At 68.9% G+C, this 23,865-nt stretch carries 24 protein-coding genes; 18 read left to right on the top strand and 6 right to left on the bottom strand.

Going from position 1 to position 23,865, the window contains the following annotated elements:
• On the bottom strand, nucleotides 1-330 hold a 330-nt coding region (locus tag AC1DSA_RS18735), incomplete at its 3' end, for an IS110 family transposase (RefSeq protein ID WP_477891939.1).
• A 217-nt stretch (nucleotides 331-547) separates the two neighbouring features.
• Between AC1DSA_RS18735 and AC1DSA_RS18730 the strand changes: the two genes are divergently transcribed.
• From AC1DSA_RS18730 to AC1DSA_RS18715, 4 genes are all read left to right on the top strand, one after another.
• A complete protein-coding gene (locus AC1DSA_RS18730) occupies nucleotides 548-811 on the top strand; it encodes a BrnT family toxin (protein ID WP_477891937.1) in 264 nt (87 codons plus the stop codon).
• Nucleotides 775-1,050: a BrnA antitoxin family protein gene (locus AC1DSA_RS18725; RefSeq protein WP_477891935.1), complete on the top strand. Its 276-nt coding sequence runs from the start codon at nucleotides 775-777 to the stop codon at nucleotides 1,048-1,050. Before AC1DSA_RS18730 ends, AC1DSA_RS18725 begins: the two co-directional genes overlap by 37 nt.
• Nucleotides 1,051-1,190: 140 nt before the next feature.
• Nucleotides 1,191-1,748: a dihydrofolate reductase family protein gene (locus tag AC1DSA_RS18720; protein WP_477891933.1), complete on the top strand. Its 558-nt coding sequence runs from the start codon at nucleotides 1,191-1,193 to the stop codon at nucleotides 1,746-1,748.
• Nucleotides 1,749-1,898: 150 nt separating this feature from the next.
• The gene (locus tag AC1DSA_RS18715; protein WP_477891931.1) at nucleotides 1,899-2,288 is read left to right on the top strand and encodes a cupin domain-containing protein; all 390 of its coding nucleotides are present in this window, start codon (nucleotides 1,899-1,901) and stop codon (nucleotides 2,286-2,288) included.
• A gap of 51 nt (nucleotides 2,289-2,339) precedes the next feature.
• Here AC1DSA_RS18715 and AC1DSA_RS18710 read toward each other — a convergent pair whose 3' ends face one another.
• Both AC1DSA_RS18710 and AC1DSA_RS18705 read right to left on the bottom strand, forming a co-directional pair.
• The gene (locus tag AC1DSA_RS18710) at nucleotides 2,340-3,581 is read right to left on the bottom strand and encodes a hypothetical protein (RefSeq protein WP_477891930.1); all 1,242 of its coding nucleotides are present in this window, start codon (nucleotides 3,579-3,581) and stop codon (nucleotides 2,340-2,342) included.
• A gap of 160 nt (nucleotides 3,582-3,741) precedes the next feature.
• Entirely contained in the window at nucleotides 3,742-4,566 is an 825-nt protein-coding gene (locus tag AC1DSA_RS18705; RefSeq protein ID WP_477891929.1) for an alpha/beta hydrolase, read from the bottom strand.
• Nucleotides 4,567-4,732: 166 nt separating this feature from the next.
• Here AC1DSA_RS18705 and AC1DSA_RS18700 point away from each other — a divergent pair, with 166 nt between their 5' ends.
• From AC1DSA_RS18700 to AC1DSA_RS18690, 3 genes are read left to right on the top strand one after another with little or no spacing between them, the layout of a single operon-like run.
• Nucleotides 4,733-5,443, top strand: coding sequence for an AzlC family ABC transporter permease (locus tag AC1DSA_RS18700; RefSeq protein ID WP_477891927.1), 711 nt, complete (start codon nucleotides 4,733-4,735; stop codon nucleotides 5,441-5,443).
• Complete coding sequence (locus AC1DSA_RS18695; protein ID WP_477891925.1) at nucleotides 5,440-5,769, top strand: AzlD domain-containing protein; 330 nt, start codon at nucleotides 5,440-5,442, stop codon at nucleotides 5,767-5,769. The genes AC1DSA_RS18700 and AC1DSA_RS18695 overlap by 4 nt, the downstream gene beginning before the upstream one ends.
• Nucleotides 5,770-5,818: 49 nt before the next feature.
• Nucleotides 5,819-7,123, top strand: a complete 1,305-nt coding sequence (locus AC1DSA_RS18690) for an MFS transporter (RefSeq protein WP_477891923.1) — start codon at nucleotides 5,819-5,821, stop codon at nucleotides 7,121-7,123.
• Nucleotides 7,124-7,133: 10 nt separating this feature from the next.
• On the opposite strand, the gene AC1DSA_RS18685 is transcribed toward AC1DSA_RS18690, so the two are convergent.
• On the bottom strand, nucleotides 7,134-8,531 hold the full coding sequence (locus tag AC1DSA_RS18685; RefSeq protein ID WP_477891921.1) for an NAD(P)-binding protein: 1,398 nt from the start codon (nucleotides 8,529-8,531) through the stop codon (nucleotides 7,134-7,136).
• A gap of 227 nt (nucleotides 8,532-8,758) precedes the next feature.
• Between AC1DSA_RS18685 and AC1DSA_RS18680 the strand changes: the two genes are divergently transcribed.
• Entirely contained in the window at nucleotides 8,759-10,261 is a 1,503-nt protein-coding gene (locus tag AC1DSA_RS18680; RefSeq protein ID WP_477891919.1) for an OpgD/OpgG family glucan biosynthesis protein, read from the top strand.
• An 8-nt stretch (nucleotides 10,262-10,269) separates the two neighbouring features.
• Nucleotides 10,270-12,474, top strand: coding sequence for a glucans biosynthesis glucosyltransferase MdoH (mdoH, locus tag AC1DSA_RS18675; protein ID WP_477891917.1), 2,205 nt, complete (start codon nucleotides 10,270-10,272; stop codon nucleotides 12,472-12,474).
• A gap of 54 nt (nucleotides 12,475-12,528) precedes the next feature.
• Here mdoH and trhA read toward each other — a convergent pair whose 3' ends face one another.
• Both trhA and AC1DSA_RS18665 read right to left on the bottom strand, forming a co-directional pair.
• The gene (gene trhA, locus AC1DSA_RS18670; protein ID WP_477891915.1) at nucleotides 12,529-13,167 is read right to left on the bottom strand and encodes a PAQR family membrane homeostasis protein TrhA; all 639 of its coding nucleotides are present in this window, start codon (nucleotides 13,165-13,167) and stop codon (nucleotides 12,529-12,531) included.
• A 137-nt stretch (nucleotides 13,168-13,304) separates the two neighbouring features.
• The gene (locus tag AC1DSA_RS18665; RefSeq protein ID WP_477891913.1) at nucleotides 13,305-14,207 is read right to left on the bottom strand and encodes a LysR substrate-binding domain-containing protein; all 903 of its coding nucleotides are present in this window, start codon (nucleotides 14,205-14,207) and stop codon (nucleotides 13,305-13,307) included.
• Between the two features lie 211 nt (nucleotides 14,208-14,418).
• Between AC1DSA_RS18665 and AC1DSA_RS18660 the strand changes: the two genes are divergently transcribed.
• The 9 genes from AC1DSA_RS18660 to AC1DSA_RS18620 all read left to right on the top strand — a co-directional run bounded on the left by AC1DSA_RS18660 (nucleotide 14,419) and on the right by AC1DSA_RS18620 (nucleotide 23,819).
• Nucleotides 14,419-15,168 (top strand): SDR family NAD(P)-dependent oxidoreductase, encoded by a 750-nt coding sequence (locus tag AC1DSA_RS18660; RefSeq protein WP_477891911.1) that lies wholly within the window; start codon nucleotides 14,419-14,421, stop codon nucleotides 15,166-15,168.
• Between the two features lie 43 nt (nucleotides 15,169-15,211).
• Nucleotides 15,212-16,234 (top strand): TRAP transporter substrate-binding protein, encoded by a 1,023-nt coding sequence (locus AC1DSA_RS18655; protein ID WP_477891909.1) that lies wholly within the window; start codon nucleotides 15,212-15,214, stop codon nucleotides 16,232-16,234.
• Between the two features lie 5 nt (nucleotides 16,235-16,239).
• Nucleotides 16,240-18,090 (top strand): TRAP transporter large permease, encoded by a 1,851-nt coding sequence (locus AC1DSA_RS18650; protein WP_477891907.1) that lies wholly within the window; start codon nucleotides 16,240-16,242, stop codon nucleotides 18,088-18,090.
• A 34-nt stretch (nucleotides 18,091-18,124) separates the two neighbouring features.
• Nucleotides 18,125-18,982, top strand: coding sequence for a transketolase (locus tag AC1DSA_RS18645; RefSeq protein ID WP_477891905.1), 858 nt, complete (start codon nucleotides 18,125-18,127; stop codon nucleotides 18,980-18,982).
• A 58-nt stretch (nucleotides 18,983-19,040) separates the two neighbouring features.
• Nucleotides 19,041-20,051, top strand: a complete 1,011-nt coding sequence (locus AC1DSA_RS18640) for a transketolase family protein (RefSeq protein WP_477891903.1) — start codon at nucleotides 19,041-19,043, stop codon at nucleotides 20,049-20,051.
• Nucleotides 20,052-20,074: 23 nt separating this feature from the next.
• Nucleotides 20,075-22,066, top strand: a complete 1,992-nt coding sequence (gene tkt, locus AC1DSA_RS18635; protein WP_477891901.1) for a transketolase — start codon at nucleotides 20,075-20,077, stop codon at nucleotides 22,064-22,066.
• Nucleotides 22,067-22,198: 132 nt separating this feature from the next.
• A complete protein-coding gene (locus tag AC1DSA_RS18630) occupies nucleotides 22,199-22,603 on the top strand; it encodes a hypothetical protein (RefSeq protein WP_477891899.1) in 405 nt (134 codons plus the stop codon).
• Nucleotides 22,604-22,908: 305 nt separating this feature from the next.
• The gene (locus AC1DSA_RS18625) at nucleotides 22,909-23,340 is read left to right on the top strand and encodes a VOC family protein (RefSeq protein ID WP_477891897.1); all 432 of its coding nucleotides are present in this window, start codon (nucleotides 22,909-22,911) and stop codon (nucleotides 23,338-23,340) included.
• Nucleotides 23,337-23,819, top strand: a complete 483-nt coding sequence (locus AC1DSA_RS18620; RefSeq protein WP_477891895.1) for a hypothetical protein — start codon at nucleotides 23,337-23,339, stop codon at nucleotides 23,817-23,819. Before AC1DSA_RS18625 ends, AC1DSA_RS18620 begins: the two co-directional genes overlap by 4 nt.
• Nucleotides 23,820-23,865: the final 46 nt, after the last annotated feature.

The following is a 23,865-nucleotide window of genomic DNA, read 5'->3' as shown; positions in this document are numbered from 1 at the left end:
GACGCGCACCTCGCGGATCTCGGGGCTGCGGTGCGCCTCCAGCAGGGCGGCGCAATCGGCCGCGTCGGTCTTGTTGCGCAGGCAGTAGCGGCGCACGTGGGTGGCCGGCAGCAGGCGAACCCGGATACCTTGCCGCTGCAGCGACCTGGCCCAGTGGTGCGCCGAGCCGCAGGCTTCCATCACGACTTGTGCGGCCGTGCGGTTGCCAAAGAAGCGCTCGAACTGCGTGCGGGTCAGCCGATGCGAGCCAACGATGCGCCCTTGCGCATCAGCCTCGGCCACCTGGAAAACAGTCTTTGCAAGATCGACGGCGACGGTTGTAGCATCCATGTCGGACTCCTTTCGTTGAAGACCTGATCCCCACGCCAATGAAGACCAGTGCGCCAATCTGGCGCGAAAAACGAGAGGAGTCCATCCCATCAATCGACACGGACGTACTCACGGCGCGCTGTCGCGCGCCTATGGTCCGCCGGTCATTTCTACGTTAAATCTCGCCGAACAGCCGTCCTTGACGCGCCAGTTGTTGTAGCTACAATAACCTATGGGCGTGACCTACGATCCCGAGAAGCGCGAACGCACGCTGGAAGAGCGCGGATTGGACTTCGAGGACGCAGAGATTGTCTTCGCAGGCGTGACGCTCGAGGTCGAGGACACACGCAGAGACTATGGTGAAGTGCGAATCATCTGTTACGGCCTCCTCGCAGGTCGCCTGGTGGTGGTCGGCTACACACCGCGTGGCGCGGACCGTCACGTCTTTAGCATGAGGAAAAGCCAATGCCCGCGAGCAAGCCCGCATCGCGCCACTCCTTGAAGTCTGATCTGGCGCGCGTGGACGCGCACCGAATCAAGAAGAGCGAGTACGAGGAACTCCCCGAACTCACCGAGGAAATGCTGGCGCGCGCCAAGATCAGTAAGGGAGGACGTCCTCCCTCAGAAAACCCACGCAAGCAATTGACGCTGCGGCTTCCCGTCGATGTAATCGAACGCTGGAAAGCAACTGGCCCTGGTTGGCAAACGCGAATGGCCGACCGTCTGAGCAAGGTGCGGTGAGACTTAAGGAGTCGGTCGACACGGACACGAGCCGGCACCTCTAACGGTAGGCGACACAGGGTGAGCACCCTGCGAATTGGACTCATGCCCTTGGAGCCAGACGGCGAGCGGCTCGTCGCGTATCTCGAATGGAGGACACCATGGGACTCTTGACCTTCGGTATCAACGTCACCCTGGACGGCTGCGTCGACCACCAGGAAGGAATCGCCGACGACGAGACACACGCCTTCTTCACCCGCCTCATGGACGAGGGCGGGGCGATGCTGTGGGGCCGCGTCACCTACGAGATGATGGAGAGCTACTGGCCAGCGGTCGCCCGCGGCGACGCGGAGGCACCGCCTGCGATGCGCGAGTGGGCTGTGAAGCTGGAGGCCAAGCCGAAGTACGTGGTGTCCTCGACGCGAAAGGACTTCCCCTGGACCAACAGCCACCACATCGCCGGCAACCTGCGCACGTGCGTACAGAAGCTCAAGGACGCGACCCCGAACGGCGTGCTCCTCGGTAGCGGCAAGCTCGCGACCGAGCTGGACCGGCTGGATCTGATCGACGAGTACAAGTTCCTCGTCCACCCCAGGATCGCCAGCCACGGCCCGACCCTGTACGAGAGTGGGCTGCCCAGCACGCGACGGCTCGAGTTGATCTCGGCGAAGCCGCTCCGCAGCGGCGCGGTCGCCATGCACTACCGGCGCGCGCCCTGACTCGGAGATGGGTCATGTCGCCTGACTCGGCATTCGACGCGGATGGCCTATCGGCCAGCTTTCGCCCGCCTACTGCCCGCCGGTCATTCCTGCGTTAGGCCGCGCGAGTAGCATCTCGAGTCCACTGTCATTCTCAGGAGGGCCAGGACCATGACCACCCAAGGCTTCGTCGCATCACATGCAAGGGATGCGGTGTTTGAACGCGGTCTGCGCTCGTTCTACGAGTACCGTGATCTGGGAATCAAGTCCGCCACGGAGGGTCGAGTCGATGCGCATGTCATTCGTGCTGCGGCAGGCAAGGAATTTTCCAGTCAACCGCATCGTCACAAGACGTCCTTTCAGATGGTCTACATCCTGAAGGGCTGGATCGAATTCGAGTATGAAGGCCAAGGAGTGGTGCGGCTCGAAGCCGGTTCGTGCGTTCACCAACCCCCGAGCATTCGCCATCGGGAGCTCGGACACAGCGACGACGTAGAGATGCTGGAGATCGTGCTGCCGGCGGGCTTTACCACCGAAGAAGTCGAGTCAGTTGAAGGCTGATCAGCGCGCGGCCTGACCCTTCCTTCAAGCGGACAGTCAACGGATGCCGGTCTAGGCACCGCTGACCTGATCGTCGACCCGTCGCTCCAACAACCCACGCGCAGCCCGCCTCACCTCGGGCGAGGAGAAGCGGAAGGCGGCGCGGTCCAGCAGGTAGTGGATGAATCCGGTCGCGAAACCGAGCGCCAGCAGCGCCGGGACGAAGGGCGATGTCCGCAGCCACAGCGCGGCCTCGCCGAACAGGCGATCGGCGACCACGTACTCGTCGCCCACCGCCTCCACTTCCAGCAAGGGCAGCAGCAAGGCGGAGAGCACGGCGAGCACGAGCAGGACGGACCAGGCGCGCCGGTTGACCGGTGCGAGCAGGCGCTGCCAGTGCGCACCGGTTTCCTGCGGTCCCCCGGCCGCCGCCAGCGAAGCGACGCCCACGGCGGCGCTCCAGTGCTGCACGCTCCAGAGGACGAGGAACAGGAAGGGGTGCAGGAAGCCCAGCAGGACGATCGTGGAGACGCTGGCGACATAGGCAACGCGCGGCAGCGACGGGCGCGGCGAACGCAGTTCGACGCCCAGCATCAGCGCGGTGAGGGCCAGGACGAGGACCATGCTGCCATTGCCCACGGCCTGCACGACGGCATCGGACAGCGCGCCCCCGAGCAGCGGGTCGACCCATCGCTCCTGGAATGCGATGGACCCCGCCAGGGCGTTGGCCAGCACGACGAACCCGCCCCCGACGAGCAGCGCGAACCAGCGATCCAGCCGTCGCGCGGTGGCATCCGACGGGCGTTGCGCGCGGCCACGGTAAAGGCTGAGCAGGCCGAAGTGCTGCGCGGCGAAATGGTGGCTCACCATCAGGTAGTCGATGACGGCCAGGCCGACCACGCGCTCCTCGAGCGGGACCGGCAGCACGCTCTCGGGTGCGAGCAGCACCGCAAAGCAGGCCACGGCCACCGCCACGGGGCAGGCCACGAAGCGCAGGCGCTGGGACGTGAGCAGGGGGCGGTAGGCCGGCGTGGTGTAGGCGAGCCAGGCGGACGAGACCCGATGGCCGAACCACAGCGGGACGGCGAGGACGAAGAACAGCCAGTCCACCGGACTGTTGCGAGCGTTGCCGTACGCGCGCTCCAGCAGCAGGAACAGGGGGGCCAGCCACAGCGGATTCAGGATCCAGACGAGGTCCCACGCGGGACCCTGGATCCATCCCGCACGGGCGAGGGCCCGGGACGCAACCGCCGCGCAGGCCGTATCGGCGGGCCCGGAAGGCGCCCGGAGCAGGGCGGATGAAGGATGGTCCATGGGCCGCATTCGCCAGCCTCGTGACATGGCGAATCCTGATTCTTCCTGCTGCTGCAGGCCGGCGCTATGGGACCTTCGGCTCACACGCCCGCATCGGCGCCGACCGAGTCCCTCAGCGCGCCGGGCTGATCTCGCAGGACCTGTTTTGCAGCGAGGAGCGCTAGAGCGCACGCAAGGCGCGCCGCAGTTCCTCGCGGTACACGGCAGATTCGTGCAGGTCGTTGTGGTCCGCGCCGGGCACCACGAGCACGCGCGCACCGGGCAGCACCTGCTGCAGCCGCCGCAGGTGATGGATGCCGATCAGGCTGTCCTTTTCCGCGTGGACCAGCAGCACGGGCCCGACGATGCGTGGCAGGTGGCTTTCGGTCTCCAGGGGATACCGGAGCAGCGCAGCCGGCACCCAGGGGTAGAACTCCGCCGCAAGGGCCCGAAAGCTGGTGTAAGGGGAGACCAGCACCGTGAGGTCCGGCGGCTGGCCCTGGGCGCTGAGCTCCTGGGCCAGGTCCGCAGCCAGCCCCGTGCCCAGCGAACGACCGTACAGCACCACTTTGCGCCCGCGGTATTGCGGCGCCACCTGCGACCACACGGCACGCACGTCGTCGCGAAGTTGCTGGGCACTGGCGATGCGGCCGGTGCTCTTGCCGAAGCCGCGGTAGTCCGGCATCACCAGGTCGTAGCCGGCGTCCCGGTAGAAATCGGCGTTGGAGAACCAGCCTTGCAGGTTGCCCGCGTTGCCGTGCAGGAAGAACACCACGCCCCGGGCGCCGGGACGCTGCAGGTGCAGGACGGACAGGCGGGCTCCGGGGACGTCCACCGTGCGTTCGCGGATGTCCGGCGCGGTGGCCAGCGGGTGGTCGGCCGGCAGCGGCACGGGGTAGAACATCAGGCTTTCCTGGCGCCACCAGAGGAAGGCCAGCACCAGCGCGTAGCAGGCGAGCGCGCCGCACGCGAGCAGCAGCAGGATCAGCCAGGGCGTTCTGGTCACCGGGCGAGCTTAACGCCGCTGGACCGCCGAAAAGTGCATGACTCGTTCGGGCCGGAAGCACACGTCATGTCCGTGAAAGCGAGCCACCCGGCTCCCGCGAGACAATCCGGGCTTTGGGGAGCAGCGTTCGGTGGCGTCCTGGGTCGCTTCATTCCATGCCGAGGCCATGGCCGCCATGCGTCGACCCGTGTTCCGCGAGGGAGTGGCCGAGGCCGTGCCCATGGCGATCGGGATCGCGGCCTGGGGCCTGGTGGCGGGCGTCGCGATGGCCAAGAGCGGCATGGGCGTGCCGCTCGCCATCTTCATGTCCATCGTGGTCTATGCCGGCTCCGCGCAGATCGCGTCCCTGCCGCTGATCGCTGCCGGCGCGCCCATGTGGGTCGTCTGGGCCACGACGCTGTGCGTGTGCCTGCGATTCATGGCGTTCAGCTTCCACTATCGCCCGTACTTCACGCACTTGCCGCGCCGGCAACGCCTCGCGTGCAGTTTCCTGATGGGCGACACCAACTTCGCGCTGTTCTTCCGCCGCTATGCCGAGCCGGCGCAAGACCGCCGGCATGTGGACTACTTCCTGGGCAGCGCCATCGTGACCTTCGGCGTCTGGCAGGTCTCCATCATCACGGGGATCGTCGCGGGCTACGGCATCCCCGCGGCCTGGGGCCTCGGGTTTGCCGGCACCATGGCCCTGCTCGCGCTGACCTGCACGCAGTTGCGCAAGCCGGCCACGTGGATCGCTGCCGTCGTGGCGGCCTGCGCCGCGGTCGCGGCGTACGCGCTGCCCCTGAAGCTGAACATTGTCGTCGCGATCGCGGCTGCCATCGCGTTCGGCGTGCTGGCGCGGCGCGTACCGGGCCTGCGGGAAGGAAGCGAGCCGTGAGCCAGTTCGAGCTTTTCGTCACCACGCTGGGCATGGCCCTGGTCGCCCTGGCGTGCCGCGCGTTCTTCCTGCTGCCGAAGGAGGAACTGCCGATGCCGCAGTGGCTGCGCGAGGGACTGCGCTATGCGCCCATTGCCGCACTGTCCGCCGTCGTCGCCCCGGAGCTGGTGATGACGCAGGGCCACCTGGTCGACACCTGGCGCGACGCGCGCATCTTCGGCGCCCTGGCGGGCCTCGCGTTCTATGCGTGGCGGCCCAGCCTGTTCGGGACGATCGTCTGCGGCACCGGCGTCATGCTGGCCTTGCGATTCGGGATGGGGTGGTAGGCCGGACGCCGGATCGGGTGGTATGTTCGGCCGAGCGAGGTGAAGCCGATTGCTTGAAAAGTTCGCACGGCGCCTGCCGTTCTATTACGGGTGGATCGTGGTCGGCGTCGTCTTCGTGACGATGGCCATCTGCGTGAACGCGCGCACGGCCTTCTCGCTGCTCTTTCCCCCGATCCTCGACGAGTTCGGATGGGAACGCGGCGTCACCGCGGGTGCGTTCTCGTTCGGCTTCGTCGTTTCCGCGGTGCTGAGCCCCTTGCTGGGGCGCCTGATGGACCGGCATGGCCCGCGCTGGGTCATGGAGATCGGCATCGCCGCCACCGCCGCGGGCCTGCTGCTGGCGACCTACGTGGGCAAGCCCTGGCATGTCTATGTCACGCTCGGCATGCTGGTCGGCGCCGGCACGACGTTCACCGGCTACACCGGCCAGGCGCTGTTCCTGCCGAACTGGTTCGTGCGGCGCCGCGGGCTCGCCATCAGCATCGCCTTTGCCGGAGTGGGGTTCGGCTCGATCGTGATGCTGCCCGCCCTGCAGACTTTCGTCGAGCGAAACGGCTGGCGTGCCGGGTGCACGCTGTTGGGCATCGTGGCGCTCGTCGTCCTGGTGCCGCTCAACCTGCTGCTCCGGCGGCGGCCCGAGGAGATCGGGCTCGCGCCGGACGGCGACGCCGACACGCCGGCGGCGGCGCACGCCCGCCGGGTGAACGTCGTGGACGCCGCGTGGGCTGCCGTCGACTGGACGCTCGCACGCGCGCTGCGCACCGGACGGTTCTGGTGGATCGCGGTGGCGTACTTCGCTGCGCTCTTTTCGTGGTACGCGGTGCAGGTGCACCAGACCAAGTACCTCATCGAAACCGGCTTCAGCGCGCGGGAGGCGGCGTGGGCGCTCGGCGCCGTGAGCCTTGCGGGCGTGCCGGGCCAGATCGCGCTGGGCTGGCTGTCCGATCGGATCGGACGCGAAATCGTGTGGGCGATCGGCAATGCGGGGTTTTGCATGGCCTATGTCGCGCTGCTCGCGTTGCCTGCCTATCCGGGGATCCCGCTGCTGTATGCGATGGTGATCGCGCAGGGCGCGATCGGCTACGGCCTCACGTCCGTCGTCGGCGCCATTCCCGCCGAGATCTTCGAGGGCAGGCACTACGGGCCGATTTTCGGGACCCTGATGCTCAGCGCACTCGCAGGTGGCGCCATCGGTCCGTGGTTCATGGGCTTCGTCCATGACCGCACGGGCAGCTACGCGCCGGCGTTCTGGGTGGCCATCGGCTGCTCGCTGCTGTCCACGTTCGCCATCTGGCGTGCCTCCCCCAGCGGGGTGCGAGTGGTTGCGGGCCGGGTGCGGGCAGCGCAGGTGTGACCCACGAAGCTCAAGCCGTTGCCTGAAGAAGCCTCTTGATGTTGTCACCCGCAGGCCCGGCGAACTGCCGGATGGCGGCGAATGCCCGGGCCATCGCCGGGTCCTCGCGGAAGCGTCCGACCTGTCCCAGGGGATTCAGGCGCGTTTCCTTCGCCCAGTTCGCGATCAGCGGATGCGCGGCGCGCACGCGCTCGGACCGGAGCAGCGCAAGGTAGGCGGACAGATAGTCCTGGGGCGCATCCCAGTACTGCAGCGGCAGGCAAAGCCGGTTCTTCTCTTCGGCGGTTTCCACGAGCGACTCGACGACCCCCAGCAACGCGAACTGGAAACTGGCGAAGCCCCAGAAACACGGCTGCAGGGTGACGCGGTCCTGCTCGAAGATGGGCCGCAGCGGCGGGCGGGACAGTCCGTACGCGGCGCAATGGACGTACACGGTGTCGGCAGCAGCTTCGACCTCGCCATCGTCGAGAACGATCCGGTCCGGCTCGATGCGCCGGACGTGTCCGAGACGCACCACGTCTTCGACCTGGCGCAGCAGCATCAGCTCCTTCTCGCTCAGGATCGCGCCGCGCATCATGCTGGGCACGACGCCAGGATCGACGCGCAACAGGAAGCCATCCTGCTCCAGGCGCGCGAACACCTCCGCGACGGAGGGCGCCTGCGCCATGGCCTGCAGCTGCATGGCCACGCCGGCGCAGAAGTCCGGCAGGAACGAGTTCGGCTGGTGGTATCGGCGATTGAGCCACCAGCTTTCACGTGACTTGATCCAGCGGATGCGCCCGGGCTGCACACCTTGCAGCAGCAGCCACACGCACGTATCCAGCGCGGTCTTGCCCGCGCCGATGATCGCGTACCGTCCACCGTGTTCCAGTCGTGTCACGTCGCCCGCGGGAATGCAGCGGATCCCCTCGGCGACCGCAAAGGAGGGCGGGCTGGTCGCGGGAACCTTTCCTTCGAGGTAGCCGGTGTCGACCAGTCTTCGCTTCACCCGCACGTGGTGCGTTTGCCCGGTCAGGCGTGACCTGAAGGTGTGCGTGCCGGAATCGCCTCCGATGTAATCCGCACAGGGGAAGTAGCGGACGCGCCCGCTCGGCAGGAACTGTTGCCGCATCACGCGCGCGTAGTAGGCGCGCAGTTCGTCCGCTCCCGCCAGTTCGTAGAAGCCTTCGTTGATGCCGGACCGGTCGATCTCGTCGTCACCCAGGGCCACGGACGCCACGCCGTAGAACGCGGAGGGCTGGTGCAGGCGAACGAAGGGGTAGGCGTCGAGCCAGTGCCCACCCGGCCCGTGTCGCCGATCGACGATCGTGACGGTCGCGTCCGAATGCGTCAGCAACGAGTCCGTGAACGCCATCCCCGCCGCGCCGGCACCGACGACGAGGTAATCGCTTTCGAGTTGGTCCGGCAAGATGGCTCCTGTAACGGGCCGCCATGATCTCATTTGCGCGCTGAACCTGCATCGCCCGCACTGAGGTGCCGTGGCCGCAAGCCTCGACCTGGGTGCCAGCGGGGGGCAATCGGGCAGCCGCCGTCAGCTTTCCGTCAGAAGCAGCTTCAGCGGTAACGGTGCGTTGTTGAGCTACGTGGCAGCCCCATGGCGGCGACAATCGCGCGTTCAGTAACGCAATGGTTGAGATGCTGCGACGATTCTGGGTCGACGCGTTCCGACATGGCGCGCTCTGGGCCATCGCGTTCCTCGCGCTCGCGCCAGGGCTTGCGCTTTCGTTCGGATTCGATGACGTCGCCCGCGAGGCCGATCGCGTCGCGAGGGCGCCCTACCGGCAGCCCGCTGCCGCGGACGCCACCCTCGCCGCAATGAGCTATGACGCCTACCGCAGGCAACGGTTTCGCCCGGAGTTCTCCACGTGGCGCGGCACCGGCACGCCTTTCGAGCTGCAGTACTTTCCGCGCGGCCGCGGCTTCACGCGCGCCGTCGAGATGTTCGAAGTGGTGGGTGACACGGTGCGGCCCTTGCGCGTGCCCGCGGGCGCGTTCGAGAACGGGGCCAGCGCCGGCGTCGCCGGCTGGCGCCTGAACCGCTGGACCGACGAGCCGCGGCGCAGCGACGAGGTGGCCGCCTTCCTGGGCGCCAGCTATTTCCGGCTGGTCGCGCCCGCGCTGCGCTACGGCGTGTCCGCGCGCGGCCTGGCGGTCGACACCGTCGGCGGGGCCGGCGAGGAGTTTCCCGCCTTCACCACCTTCTGGGTGGTGCGGCCCTTGCTAGGCGACAAGGTGGTCCGTTTCTACGCCTTGCTCGAATCGCCCCGGGTGACCGGCGCGTACGCCTTCGTGGTCAAGCCGGGCGCGTCCGACACCACCGTCGAGGTCCGCGCGCGGCTGACCCTGCGCGGGCCCCTGGCCCGCCTGGGCATCGCGCCATTGACCAGCATGTTCCTGGGCGGCGAGAACCAGCCCCTGGGCGACGACTACCGCCCGGAAGTGCACGATTCCGACGGCCTGCAGGTGGCCAGCGGCGAGGGCGAATGGATCTGGCGTCCGCTGTCCAACCCGCGCGTCGTGTTCGTCACCAGCTTTGCCATGAAGGCGGTGCGCGGCTTCGGCCTGATGCAGCGCGACCGCGCCTTCAGCAGCTACCACGACCTGGAAGCCCGCTACGACCTGCGGCCGAGCGCCTGGGTCGAGCCCATCGGCGAGTGGGGCGCGGGCCGCGTGGAGCTGCTGCAGTTCCATGCGCCCGACGAAACGCACGACAACGTCGGCGCCTGGTGGTTCCCCGAGAAGCTGCCGGCGCCCGGCGAGCCGGTCGAGTTCGCCTGGCGCCTGACGGTGTCCGATCGCCAGCCCCTGCCGCCCGGCGCCTGGGTGGTGCAAAGCCGCCGCGGGCACGGCTGGCGCGAGGGCACGATCCCGGCCGGCCACCAGCAGTACCACCTCGACTTCGCGGGGCCGGCGCTCGAGGGCCTGGCCGAGGACGCCGTGGAGGCGGTGGCCAGCGGCGACGCCAACGTGCGCGGCCTGCGCGCCACCGCGTACCCCAATCCGGCGTTGCCCGGCTGGCGCGTCAGCCTCGACTTCGAACGCATCGACCCCAGTCAGGCGGCAGAGCTTCGCGTGTTCCTGCGCCGCGGCTCGCGCGTCCTTTCCGAAACCTGGTCCCACGCATTGGCACCCCAGTGAATGACACCATGAACAGCGCTCCCCCTTCCGCCCGCGCCCGCACCGCACCGACTTTCCAGCGCGGCGCCATGACCCCGTCACCCTGGTTCGGCTTCTGGCGCGGGCTCCTGTTTGCGATGTGGCCCGGGCGTTCGCCGCGCGCGAGCGTCCAAAGCACGGCGCCGTGGCATGCCGCCGCACGCCGCCGCCGCACGCTGCTGCTGCTGCTGGTGGCGGCGATGGCGGCTGGCGCGGCGGCCCTGCGCATCGAAGCGGCCCCGGATCAGCCCGATGCGCTGTGGTGGGCCGCCACCGCGCTGATGACGCTGCTGTTCGCCTGGGTCGGGGTGGGATGCGCCACGGCCGCCATGGGCGCGTGGGCGGCGTGGCGCGGCGACCCGTTCTCGCCGACGGCCGCCGTGCCGCGCAAGCCGATCGATGCGGCGGCGCGCACCGCGATCGTGATGCCGATCTGCAACGAGGACATCGTATCGGTCTTCGCCGGGCTGCGTGCGACCTGCGAGTCGCTGGCCGCCACCGGCGCGCTGCAGCTGTTCGACGTGTTCGTGCTGTCCGACACCAGCGATCCGGCGCTGCGCGCGGCGGAAGAGCGGGCCTGGCGGCGCCTGTGCGCGATGCTGGGTGAACCCGCCGACGGCACGGGCCGCCTGTTCTACCGCTGGCGCAAGCGACGCGTGAAGCGCAAGTCCGGCAACGTGGCCGACTTCTGCCGGCGCTGGGGCCGCAACTACCGCTACATGGTCGTGCTCGACGCCGACAGCACCATGAGCGGCGACACGCTGGTGCAGCTGGTGCGGCTGATGGAAGCGCATCCGCGCGCCGGCATCCTGCAGACGCTGCCGCAGGTCGCCAATCCGGTGACCTTGCACGCGCGCGCGCAGCGGTTCGCGAGCCGCGTCGCGGGACGGCTGTTCGCCCGGGGCATGGCGTGGTGGCAGCTGGGCGACGCGCACTACTGGGGGCACAACGCGATCCTGCGCGTCGAGCCGTTCATGCGGCACTGCGGCCTGGCGCGACTGCCGGGCCACGGCGGCCTGGCGGGCGAGATCCTGTCGCACGATTTCGTCGAGGCGGCGCTGATGGGACGGATGGGCTACGAGGTGTGGCTGGTGCCGGACCTGGAGGGCAGCTGGGAGCAGTCACCCGCCAACCTGCTGGACGAATTGCAGCGCGACCGGCGCTGGTGCCAGGGCAACCTGCAGAACCTGCGGCTGGTGGCGGAGCCCGGCTGGCGCGGCGCCCACCGGGCGATGTTCGCGGTCGGCGCGCTGTCGTACGGCGTGGCGCCGCTGTGGCTCGCCTTCACGGCGCTCGGCTTGAGCGGCAAGGGCCGCGACACCGGCGACACGGGCCTGTGGCTGCTGACGCTGGCGCTGTTGCTGTTGCCGCGCGTGTTGAGCGTCGCCGTGGTCGTGGCGCGGAGGGAAGCGGCGGCCTTCGGTGGAGTGACGCGGCTTGCCGGCAGCGCGCTGTTCGAGCTGCTGCTGTCGTCGCTGCAGGCGCCGCTGCGCATGCTGGCGCATTGCGTGTACGTGTTCGGCGCGCTCACCGGCCTGAAGCTCGAGTGGAAGTCGCCACCGCGCGGGGCCGAGGCGCCGCAATGGGGCGACGTCACGCGCCGCCTCGGTGCAATGATCCTGCTGCCGGTTGCGGCGGGGCTGGGCCTGCTGCAGCGCACGGCGGCCGTGGCTCTGGCGCCGATGTGGCTGCCGCTGTCGCTCGCCGTGCCGCTGGTGGTCCTGACCGGTCATCCGCGCGTCGGTGGCCTGGCCAGGCGCCTGGGCTTGCTGCGCACGCCGGAAGAGGCGATGCGGCCGAGGCCGCTCGTGCAGGCCGCGCAGGTCCGCGGATTCCTGGACCTGGCGCCGGTGCGCGCGCCCGCGCTGGACGCGGCGTCGTACCGGTCGCAGCGAGGTGGCCTGCGTTGGGCCCACGCCGGCCTGGTCGCCACCACCGTGGCCGTGCTGGCGATGAGCCCGCGCCCGTCGGGCGTCACCCGCGAGCTGCCGCCGGCCTGGAACCAGGGTCATCCGTTCGTGGCGGTGGCGGACACCGACTACACGCTTCCCTACGAGGACCTCGTCGAGAAGCCCGCGTCACGCAAGCGCGCGCTGCACGAGCGGCCCGCGCGCATGATCGACGACGAGGTGCGCCGTCGCGCGATGGAGGCCGTCCGGCGCGCGCTGGCGTCGGAGGAGGATTCGCCGGCGTGACGGCCGCTCGCGCGGGCTGAGTTCAACCCGGGGGCCGTGGATGGCCCATGCGGTTCAGGCCGCAGCGTGCCACAGCGCCGCAAAGAAGTGACACGTGGTGCCTCCGAGCACGAACAGGTGCCACACGAAGTGCGCATAGCGCAGCTTCGAGTCGAGCAGGAACACCACGGCGCCGGCGGTGTACGACAAGCCCCCCGCGACCAGCCACAGGAGGCCGGCCATCGACATCCGCTCCACCAGAGGCGCCGCGGCGAGCAGCGCCACCCATCCCATCGCCACATACAGGCCGGTCGACCACAGCGGATGCCGCAGGCGATCGAACAGCTTCGCGGCGATGCCCAGCGCCGCGGCCGTCCACACAACGCCGAACAGGGTCCAGCCCCACGGTCCCCGCAGCACGCCGAGCAGGAAGGGCATGTAGCTGCCTGCGATGAACAGGTAGATGGACGCGTGGTCCAGGCGGTTGAACCAGCGCTTGGCGGCGCCGGCCGGCAGCGCGTGATAGAGCGTCGACACCAGGTACAGGACGATCCCGGTGCCCGCGAACACGCTCGCGGCCACCACGTTGGCCGCGCCGCCGCGCAGCGCCGCGTGCGACACCAGGATCGGCAACGACGCGACCGCCAGCAGGAAGCCGAAGCCGTGGCTCAGCGCGTTGGCGAATTCCTCGCCGAAAGTTTGATCGCGGATCATGGGTGGGCAGGAAACAGCCCGGAAATCCTATCCCTGATTGCTGACACGAACCGCTGGTTCGGCAGCGGAGGAGATCGACCGATGACCTGCGTCAATGACTGCTTCGGCCGCGGGCTGCCGTCGCCCGCGATCACGCGCTAATTCACCTTGGCTTGCGCCGTCCTCGCCGCCTCGCGGTGAATCCAGGACAGGAAGGCTTCGACCGGTGCGCGCCTGGCGTGTTTGGCCGGATAGACCACGAAGTGCGCCTTGACCCGGATCGCCTTGTCCATGCCGAACACGGGTTTGAGCTTCCGGTCGGCAAGATGAAGGCCGGCGTTGGTCGTGCTTTCCAGCGCCACGCCCAGGCCTTGCGTCGCCGCATCGAGCGACATCTGCGCGCGATCGAAGCGGAAGGTGAAGCGCTCCGGTGCGCGCTGGTCCGAGAACGCCGCGAGCCAGTCGGACCACTGCACCACGCTGATGTTGCTCTGGATCAGGGGCACGTCCATCAGCTGCTCCACCCGCTTGAGCCGGTGCTCGCGGATGAAGGCCGGACTGGCCAGCGGCACGACGCGTTCCTCGAACAGGGGCTCCACCACCAGGTCGCCCCACTGCGGCACGCCGTAGCGGATGTCTAGGTCCGCCTGCCCCAGCGCGAAGTCGCTGTGCGTGTGCGCGGCCGACAGGTTCAGCGAGATGTCGGGGTGCGCGTCTGCGAACCTGCGCAGCCTCGGCATCAGCCACAGGCTCGCCAGGCTGGGCGCCGAATGCACGTACAGGCTGTTGCCCACGCCCTGGCGCAGGTCCTCGGTTGCCGCGGAGATGGCGGACAGCGCGCCGGCCACGCGCTCCAGGTACTGCTCGCCGGCAGCGCTCAGGCGCACGCCGTGCGCACTGCGCTCGAACAGCCTGACGCCCAGCTCTGCTTCCAGTCGCGCCACCTGGTGGCTGACCGCGGACGCGGTGAGATGCAGCTCGGCCGCTGCGAATGCAAAGCTGCGGCGGCGCGCGACGGCTTCGAAGGCCAGGAGGTTGGTGACCGGCGGAAGGGAGGCCATCGGGTTCACCCGTACGTTAGATGACGATCTGTCATCTTAGGCTGAAGAATGATCGCTTGTCATCCGGTGTGCCGGCGCCGACCATTCGCTGCAAGAACACGGAGACAAGCAGTTGCCCACGCCACCCGGCCGAACCGGGCCCGGCAGGCATCGACTGCATCCGCCTCCGCGGTTCGATGCCGAAATCCCCACCCTTACCGAGATTGAATCAATGCTGCTCAAGAACATGGTTGCCGTGATCACCGGCGGCGCCGGCGTCAACGGCCTGGGCTACGCCACCGCCCGCCAGATGGCCGCGCAAGGCGCCCGCGTCGTCATCCTGGACCTGGCCCGCGCCGAACCCGCAACGGCCGCCTCCCGCCTGGGCGAGGGCCATCTCGGCCTGGTCGCCGACGTCACCGACAAGGCCGCCTGCGAAGCCGCCGTCGCCGAGGTGCTGAAGACCTGCGGCCGCATCGACATCCTGGTCAACAACGCCGGCATCACGCAGCCGGTGAAGACGCTGGAGATCACCGGCGCCGACTACGACCGCATCCTCGACGTGAGCCTGCGCGGCACGCTGTACATGTCGCAGGCCGCGATCCCCGCCATGCGCAAGCAGCAGTCGGGCTCCATCGTCTGCATCTCGTCGGTGTCGGCCCAGCGCGGCGGCGGCATCTTCGGCGGCCCGCACTATTCCGCGGCCAAGGCCGGCGTGCTGGGCCTGGCGCGCGCGATGGCGCGCGAGTTCGGCCCCGAAGGCATCCGCGTCAACTGCATCACCCCGGGCCTGATCGAGACCGACATCACCCAGGGCAAGCTGACCCCGGAAAAGAAGGCGGAGATCGCCGAGACGATCCCGCTCGCGCGCCTGGGCCGTGCCGACGACGTGGCCGGCGCCTGCGTGTTCCTGGCCAGCCCGCTTTCCGCCTACTGCACCGGCATCACGCTCGACGTGAACGGCGGCATGTTGATCCATTGAGCCGAAGCATCGGCCGTCCTCGTTCCGACCCCAGGAGACAAGCATGACTGCATCCAAGATCCACCTCACGCGCCGGCAGGTGCTGGCCGGCGCATCCGCGCTGCCGCTGTTCTCGATCGGCACGCGCTTCGCGCACGCCGCCGAGTTCAACTACAAGTTCGCCACCGGCCAGGATCCGTCGCACCCGGTCAACAAGCGCGCGCAGGAGGCCATCGACCGCATCCGCACGGCCACCGGCGGCCGGATGGAGATCAAGCTGTTCCCGGCCAACCAGCTCGGTTCCGACACCGACCTGCTCTCGCAGATCCGCAATGGCGGGGTCGAGTTCTTCAACCAGGCGAACACCGTGCTGTCGACGCTCGTGCCGGCGGCCGGCATCGTCAACACCGGCTTCGCCTTCCACGACTACAACGAAGTCTGGAAGGCCATGGACGGCCCGCTCGGCGTCTACGTGCGGGCGCAGATCGAGAAGGTCGGCCTGCTCACGATGTCCAAGGCCTGGGACAACGGCTTCCGCAACGTGACCACGTCGACCAAGCCGGTCAAGACGCCCGACGACCTGAAGGGCATGAAGCTGCGGGTGCCGGCGGCGCCCATGCTGTCCTCGCTGTTCACCGCGCTGGGCGCGAGCCCCACGCCGATCAACTTCAACGAGGTCTACTCCGCATTGCAGACCAAGCTGGTCGAGGGCCAGGAGAACCCGCTGGCCATCATCAGCAGCGCGCGGCTCTACGAGGTGCAGAAGTACTGCAGCCTGACGAACCACGTCTGGGACGCCTACTGGATCCTCGGCAACCGCAAGGCCATGGAACGCCTGCCCAAGGACATCCAGGAGATCGTGCGCCGAGAACTCGACAAGGCCGCGACCGACGAGCGCGCCGACATCGCCACCCTGAACGTCTCGCTGCGCACCGACCTCGCGACCAAGGGCGTGCAGATGATCGAACCCGACAAGAAGGCGTTCAAGGATGCGCTGGCCAAGGGCACGTTCTACAAGGACCTGCGCAGCAAGTTCGGTGAAGACGCCTGGAAGCTGCTGCAGGACAGCGTCGGGGCGCTGGGGTGAGCACCATGCTGCTGGCAGCTCATCCCCTGGCGCCGGAGGGGTCGCTTCCCGCGCGTGCCGAGGCGTGGCTGGGCCACGCCATCGAGGCCCCCGCCGCTGCGCTGGTGGTCGGCGAAGTCCTCGTGCTGCTGGCCGGCGTGATTTCGCGCTTCGTCTTCAACAGCCCGATCCCCTGGGCCGACGAACTGGCCTCGATCCTGTTCCTCTGGCTGGCCAACCTGGGCGCGGCCGTGGCGCTGCGGCGCGGCACGCACATGCGCACCACGGCGCTGGTCGCGCGATGGAGCCCGCGGGCCCAGGCCTGGGCGGAGGCCCTGGCGATCGCGGCTCCCTGCCTGATGCTGGTGATCCTGATCGGGCCGATGACCGAGTACGCCCGCGACGAGTGGGTGGTGCTGACGCCCGCCCTGTCATGGCCGAACACGTTCCGCGCCGCGGCGGTTCCGGTGGGCAGCGCGTTCATGATCGCCATCGGCCTGCTGCGCCTGGCGCGCCTGGGCCTGGCCGACCTGGTGGCCGTGGCACTCTCCATTGCGGCCCTGGCCGGTGCGCTCTACCTCGGCGCGGGCTGGCTGCAGGGCATCGGCAACTGGAACCTGGTCATCTTCTTCGCGCTGCTGCTCGGCACCGGCGTGCTGCTGGGCGTGCCGATCGCGTTCTGCTTCGGGCTGGCGACCGTTGCCTTCCTGCTGTGCGTGACCACCACGCCGCTGGCCGTGGTGAGCGGCCGCATCGACGAGGGCATGAGTTCGCTGATCCTGCTGGCGGTGCCCCTGTTCATCCTGCTCGGGCACCTGGTCGAAATGACCGGCATGGCCAAGGCGATGGTGGACTTCCTGGCTTCGCTGCTGGGCCACGTGCGCGGCGGCCTCAACTACGTGCTGCTGGGCGCGATGCTGCTGGTGTCGGGCATCTCGGGTGCGAAGACCGCCGACATGGCGGCGGTCGCGCCGGTCCTGCTGCCGGAGATGAAGAAGCGCGGCAACCATGAAGGCGAACTGATCTCCCTGCTCGCCGCTTCGGGCGCCATGGCCGAGACGGTTCCGCCCTCGCTGGTGCTCATCACCATCGGCTCGGTGGCCGGCATCTCCATCAGTGCGCTGTTCACCGGCGGCCTGCTGCCGGGCGTGGTGCTGGCCGTGATGCTGGCGCTGCTGGCCCGTTTCCGCAGTGCGGAAATCGCCGTCGGCCTCAAGCGTGCCTCGATGGGCGTCGTCGCCCGCACGCTGTTCGTCGCCGTGCCGGCGCTGGTCCTGCCGGTGCTGATCCGCACCGCGGTGGTCGAAGGCGTGGCCACCGCGACGGAGGTCTCGACCATCGGCATCGCCTACGCGGTGCTGGCCGGGCTCTTCATCTACCGGCGCTTCGACTGGAAGCGGCTGTACCCGATGCTGGTGGACACGGCGGCGCTGTCCGGCGCCATCCTGTTCATCATCGGCACCGCCACCGGCATGTCGTGGGCGCTCACGCAGTCGGGCTTCTCGCACACCCTGGCCGCGGCGATGACCAGCGTGCCGGGCGGCAAGTACGGCTTCCTGCTGGTGTCGATCGCCGCCTTCATCGTGCTGGGCAGCGTGCTCGAGGGGATTCCCGCGATGGTGCTGTTCGCACCGCTGCTGTTCCCCGTGGCCAAGGCGATCGGCGTGCATGAGGTGCACTACGCGATGGTGATCATCCTCGCCATGGGCATCGGCCTGTTCGCGCCGCCGTTCGGCCTGGGCTATTACGCCGCCTGCACGATCGGCCGGGTCCACCCCGACCTCGCCGTGCGCCGCATCTGGCCCTACCTGGGCGCCTTGCTCCTGGGCCTGCTGATCGTTGCCTTCGTGCCGTGGTTCTCCATCGGCTTGCTCTAGGCCTCGCCTTCCTTTCGAACTTCACAGGACTTCCATGTCTGAATTGCTCCCCCGCCTGCGCGAGAGCGCGTACCGCATCCGCCGCTTCGCCCTGCGCATGGGCGAAGTCCAGGGCCAGGGCTACATCGGCCAGGCCCTCGGCTGGGCCGACGTGCTGGCCGTGGCGTACTGCCACGCCATGAACCTGCGCCCCGACGAACCTGAGTGGGAAGGACGCGACCGCTTCCTGCTCTCGCACGGGCACTACGCCATCGCCCACTACGCCGCGCTGATCGAGGCCGGCGTCATTCCCGAGAGCGAACTGGAGACCTATGGCAGCGACGACAGCCGCCTGCCGATGTCGGGCATGGCGACGTACACGCCGGGCATGGAGATCTCAGGCGGCTCGCTGGGCCAGGGCCTCGTCATCGGCGTGGGCATGGCCCTCGGCCTGAAGCAGAAGAAGAACCCGGCCTTCGTCTACAACTCGATGTCCGACGGCGAACTGGACGAAGGCTCGACCTGGGAGGCCGCGATGTCCGCCGGCCACCACGGCCTGGACAACCTGATCTGCCTGGTCGACATCAACAACCAGCAGGCCGACGGCCCGTCGGGCAAGGTGCTGGGCTTCGAGCCGCTGGCCGACAAGTGGGCCGCCTTCGGCTGGCACGTGCAGCGCGTGCAGGGCAACGACCTCGCCGCCGTGCTCGCCGCCTTTGACGTCGCCCGCACGTTGAAGGAGCCCAGGCCGCGCGTCATCCTGTTCGACACGCTGATGGGCAAGGGCGTGCCCTTCCTGGAGCAGCGCGAGAAGAACCACTTCATCCGGGTCGATCCGCCCGAGTGGCAGCAGTCGCTCGAGATCCTCGACCAGTCCCAGCCATCCGTGCAGTCCGAAGGAGCCCCGGCATGAGCCGCCGGTCCGCTCCCAAGGCGAATAGCACCCTAGCGCATCGCGCGAAGGATTCCGAATGACCGCCGTCACCGCAGAAAAGAAGCCCCGCCTCACCACCTCGGCCATGATCGCCTCGATCGCAACGGAGGGGCAGCGGGTCAAGGCCGCGCCGTTCGGCAAGGCGCTCGTCGAGTACGCGGCGACCCATCCCGAAGTCGTCGGCCTCACGGCGGATCTCGCCAAGTACACCGACCTGCACCTGTTCGCGCAGGCGTACCCCGAGCGCTTCTACCAGATGGGGATGGCCGAGCAGTTGCTGATGGGCGCGGCCGGCGGCATGGCCAAGGAGGGCCTGGTGCCCTTCGCGACGACCTACGCCGTGTTCGGCACCCGCCGTGCGTACGACTTCATCCACCAGGTGATCGCCGAGGAAAACCTCAACGTCAAGATCTGCTGCGCGCTGCCCGGCCTGACGACCGGCTACGGTCCCAGCCACCAGGCCACCGAGGACCTGGCGATGATGCGCGGCATTCCGGGCCTGACCATCGTCGATCCGTGCGACGCGCTCGACCTCGAGCAGGCCGTGCCGCAGATCGCCGCGCACAAGGGTCCGGTCTACATGCGGCTGCTGCGCGGCCAGGTGCCGCTGGTGCTCGATGGCATCGAGGGTTACCGCTTCGAACTGGGCAAGGCCAAGATGCTGCGCGAAGGCGCCGACGTGCTGGTCATCTCCAGCGGCATCATGACGATGCGCGCACTGGAAGTGGCGCAGGACCTGGCGAACGACAAGGTCGGTGTCGCCGTGCTGCACTGCCCGACGATCAAGCCGCTGGACGAGGCCGCCATCGTCGAGGCCGTGCGCTACAAGCACCGGCTGGTGGTGGTGGCCGAGAACCATTCGGTGATCGGTGGGCTGGGCGAGGCGGTGGCGAGCGCGCTGCTGCGCAACCGCGTGCAGCCGGCCGGTTTCCAGCTCGCGGGCCTGCCCGACGCCTTCCTGGACGCCGGCGCGTTGCCGACGCTGCATGACCGCTACGGCATCAGCCGCGAGGCGCTGGGCCAGCGCATCAAGGGCTGGCTGGGCTGATCGTCAATCGCATTCCACACGCGATGTCCGCTCCCTCCAGTTCTTCGCTCGCCAACGCGATCCGCTTCCTCGCCATCGACGCCATCGTGCGGGCGGGCGAAGGCCACCAGGGCGTGCCGCTCGGCATGGCCGAGATCGCGACCGCGCTCTACACGCGGCACCTCAAGTTCGATGCGTCGGACCCGACCTGGCCGGACCGCGACCGCGTGGTGCTGTCCAACGGCCACGGCTCCATGCTGCTGTATGCGCTGCTGCACCTCACGGGCTACGCGCGCATGGGCATCGAGCAGGTCAGCACCTTCCGCGACTTCGGTTCGCGCTGCGAAGGCCATCCGGAGTACGACCCGGCCTCGGGCATCGAGGTGACCACCGGCCCGCTGGGGCAAGGGATTGCCAACGCCTTCGGCATGGCGGTCGCGGAGGCCTACCTGGGCGCGCGCTTCGGCGCGCAGGTCGTCGACCACTACACCTATGCCTTCGTCGGCGACGGCTGCCTGCAGGAAGGGGTCGGCCAGGAGATGATCTCGCTGGCCGGGCACCTGCGCCTGGGCAAGCTGGTGCTGCTGTGGGACGACAACCGCATCACCGACGACGGTGCGACGAACCTGTCGATCAGTGAGGACGTCGCCTCGCGCTTTCGCGTGGCGGGCTGGCATGTGGTCGAAGTCGACGGCCACGATGTCGAAGCCGTCTCGGCTGCCATCGCCGCCGCCAAGGCCGACCCGAGGCCGTCGCTGATCGCCTGCCGCACAGTCATCGCGCGCGGCATCGCGCGGCTGCAGGGCCAGCGCGGCGGCCACAGCGCGAAGCTGTTTCCGGAAGACGCTGCGACGGCGCGCGAGCAACTCGGGTGGCCGGCGCCGCCCTTCGAGGTGCCACCGGACGTGCTGACCACCTGGCGCGAAGCGGGCCGCCGCAACCGCACCGAACGCGAGGACTGGCGCGCGCGCGTCGCTGGCTTGCCGCAGGGCGAACGCGCCGAGCTCGAACGCGTCCTCGCCGGCGAAATGCCCGAGCGCTGGCGCGAGGTGCTGCTCGATTACAAGCGGCTCGCCATCACGCGCGAACCGCTGGCCAGCGGCATCTTCATCTCCGCGGAGATCAACGACCTGCTGGTCGACTGCATGCCCGAGCGCATGGTCGCCTGTGCGGACCTCGAGGCGCCCATCAACCACAAGCGGCGCCTGGCGGCGTTCACGGCGCAGGACCGCAGCGGCGCCTACGTGCACTGCGGCGTGCGCGAGCACGTGATGGGCGCCATGGCCAACGGCATGGCGGCGCACGGCGGCGTCGTGCCGCTGGCACTGACCTACCTCGCGTTTTCCGAGTACGAGCGTCCCGCCATGCGCATGGCCGCATTGATGGGGCTGCCGGTGAAGTTCGTGTTCAGCCACGACTCCATCGGCATCGGACGCAACGGCCCGACGCACCAGCCGGTGGAGATCCTGGCGTCGCTGCGCGCGCTGCCCAACATGCTGGTGCTGCGTCCGGCCGACGCGGTCGAGGCGGCGGAGTGCTGGGAGGTCGCCTTCGAGCGACGCAACGGTCCGTCGACGCTCGTGTTCGCGCGGCAGTCGCTGCCGCATGTGCGTCGCCTGCACACCAGTGCCAACCTGTCGAAACGCGGCGCCTATGTGCTGGCGGAGGCCGACGGCGGCGTGCGCGCAGTGACGCTGCTGGCCACCGGCTCGGAAGTGGCACTCGCACTGGCAGCGCGCGAGACCCTGCAGGCCGCGGGCACGCCGACGGCGGTGGTGTCGATGCCCTGCTGGGAACTGTTCGAACGCCAGGACGAGGCGTACCGGGCGAGCGTGCTCGGCGTGGGGACGGTTCGCGTGGGCTGCGAAGCGGCGCTGCGCTTCGGCTGGGATCGCTGGCTGGGGGATGCCGGTGGCTTCGTCGGCATGACGGGCTTCGGCGCTTCCGGGGCGGCTGCGGAGCTCTACCAGCACTTCGGCATTACGGCCGATGCGATCGTCGCGGAGGCTCGTCGCCTGCTCCGAGAGAGCGATTAAGAACTACAAGTGAACTGCAGGTGCGGTTCCGCGTCACGGTCTGTGCTCTACGGCAGAGCACGCACCCTTGGCTCTCTCGCGCCTGTCCTACGGACGGCGCCCGATCCGTCGAACCTGGGGACAGAATGCCGCATGGAACGAGCCGCCCCGGAGAAGTCTCCTGCGTCGAACGAACCGTCCTTCCAGCCGGGAGAACGGTCCGGCAACGGAACCACTGAGCTGTTCAAGCTGATCGACGAGGACGAGCAGCGCCGTGGCGCAGCCGAAGACGCCCCCGTGCAGCCTGCGGCCACGGCACCGGTCGGTGATGCATCGGCGCTGGCGTCGACCGGCGCCAACCAGGCTCTGGAAGACTGGCTGCGGACGCATCGCGAATTGCTGGCGCTGGAAACGGCGTTCACGGACCTGGCGATCCAGGCGGCGATGGGGGAGGTCCCCCCGGACAAACTGGCGCAGGAGCGAACCGTCCTGGAAGCGACGCGGGAGCTGTGCAGCCTGGCTTACCGGCGCGCCTTCCCGCAGAACCAGGGCAACTGAACACGTCGGTCACTGCGCGGCGTGCATGCAGTGGGTGTTTGGCAGAATCGGCGCGATGACGCTCGCTGCCCGCATCCGCCGGTCTGCTTCCGGTCTTGCCCTGGGCGTCGCGTCCTTGTGCGCCGGCGCGCTCGCACCCGCTGCGGGCCATGCCCAGACCTCCACGGCTTCGGCCGCACCCGTGCGGGGCGGGGCCCTCTTCGACGAGTGCTGGGAGTGCACGTCGATTCCAGCGGTCCTCGATCGTCGTAGCGGAGGGGCTCCGTGACCGGAGCCCATTCCCGTGACCCAACCATGAGGGCCCCATGACCAAGACGATCTTCATCAGCCTGCCCGTCAGCGACCTCGCGGCGTCCACGGCGTTCTACCAAGCCCTGGGCTTCGAGCGCAACGCGCGATTCGGCGACGACAGCGGCACCACGGCCTGCATGGCCTGGAGCGAATCGATCCAGGTGATGCTGCTCACGCACGCGAAGTGGCGGACGTTCACCCAGCGGCCGTTCCCGCCGTCGGGGTCGAGCGGGCTGATGCTCTCGCTGGCGATGGACAGCCGCGAGGCCGTCGATGCAATGAACCGCGCCGCCGCGGCCCACGGCGGGCAGGCCGACGCGAACCCGCCCGAGGACTTCGGCTTCATGTACTCGCGGGACCTCGCGGATCCGGACGGCCATCTGTGGGCCGCGTTCTGGATGGATCCGGCGGCGACACCATCCGCTGGCCACATCGACGGACCATGACGCGCAACAGCGAGCTCTTGAAGACCATCGCCCTGATCGCCTTCCTGGCGGGCGGCCTGTTCCTCGTGCGCGCGGGGGTGCTGCCCCTGTGGGCCTGGGTCCTGCTTACCCTGGCCGTCATCTTCATGCGCGTGATCGGCCGCATGGACCAGTACGCGGAGGAGCTTTCCGTGACCGAACAGGGTGTCGTGCGCACGCATGGCTCGCGCATGCGCAGGCAGATGAAGGAGTCCGTGCTCTGGGACGAGCTCACCCGGGTGGAGGCGATCTCGCAGGAGGCGGGGCCCGAAAAGAAGGACGTGCTGCTCCTGCTGCACGGGGCGGGCCACAACGGCGTTGCCGTGCGGGCCGCACTCGCCCGGCAGCACGACCTGGCGGGCCAGCTGCGCCGGCGCCTGCCTGGCTTCCAGGACGACCAGCTCGCGCAGGCGCTTGCGGCCAGCGAGCGGCAGACGTTCGTTCTATGGAAACGAGGTTGAACCGTACCGGCTGCTTGCCGACGCGCCTTGCGAACCGTGAGCCGAA

The organism is Ramlibacter sp. P4_H7 (assembly GCF_056400765.1).
This window is presented reverse-complemented; position numbering and strand designations above follow the sequence as displayed.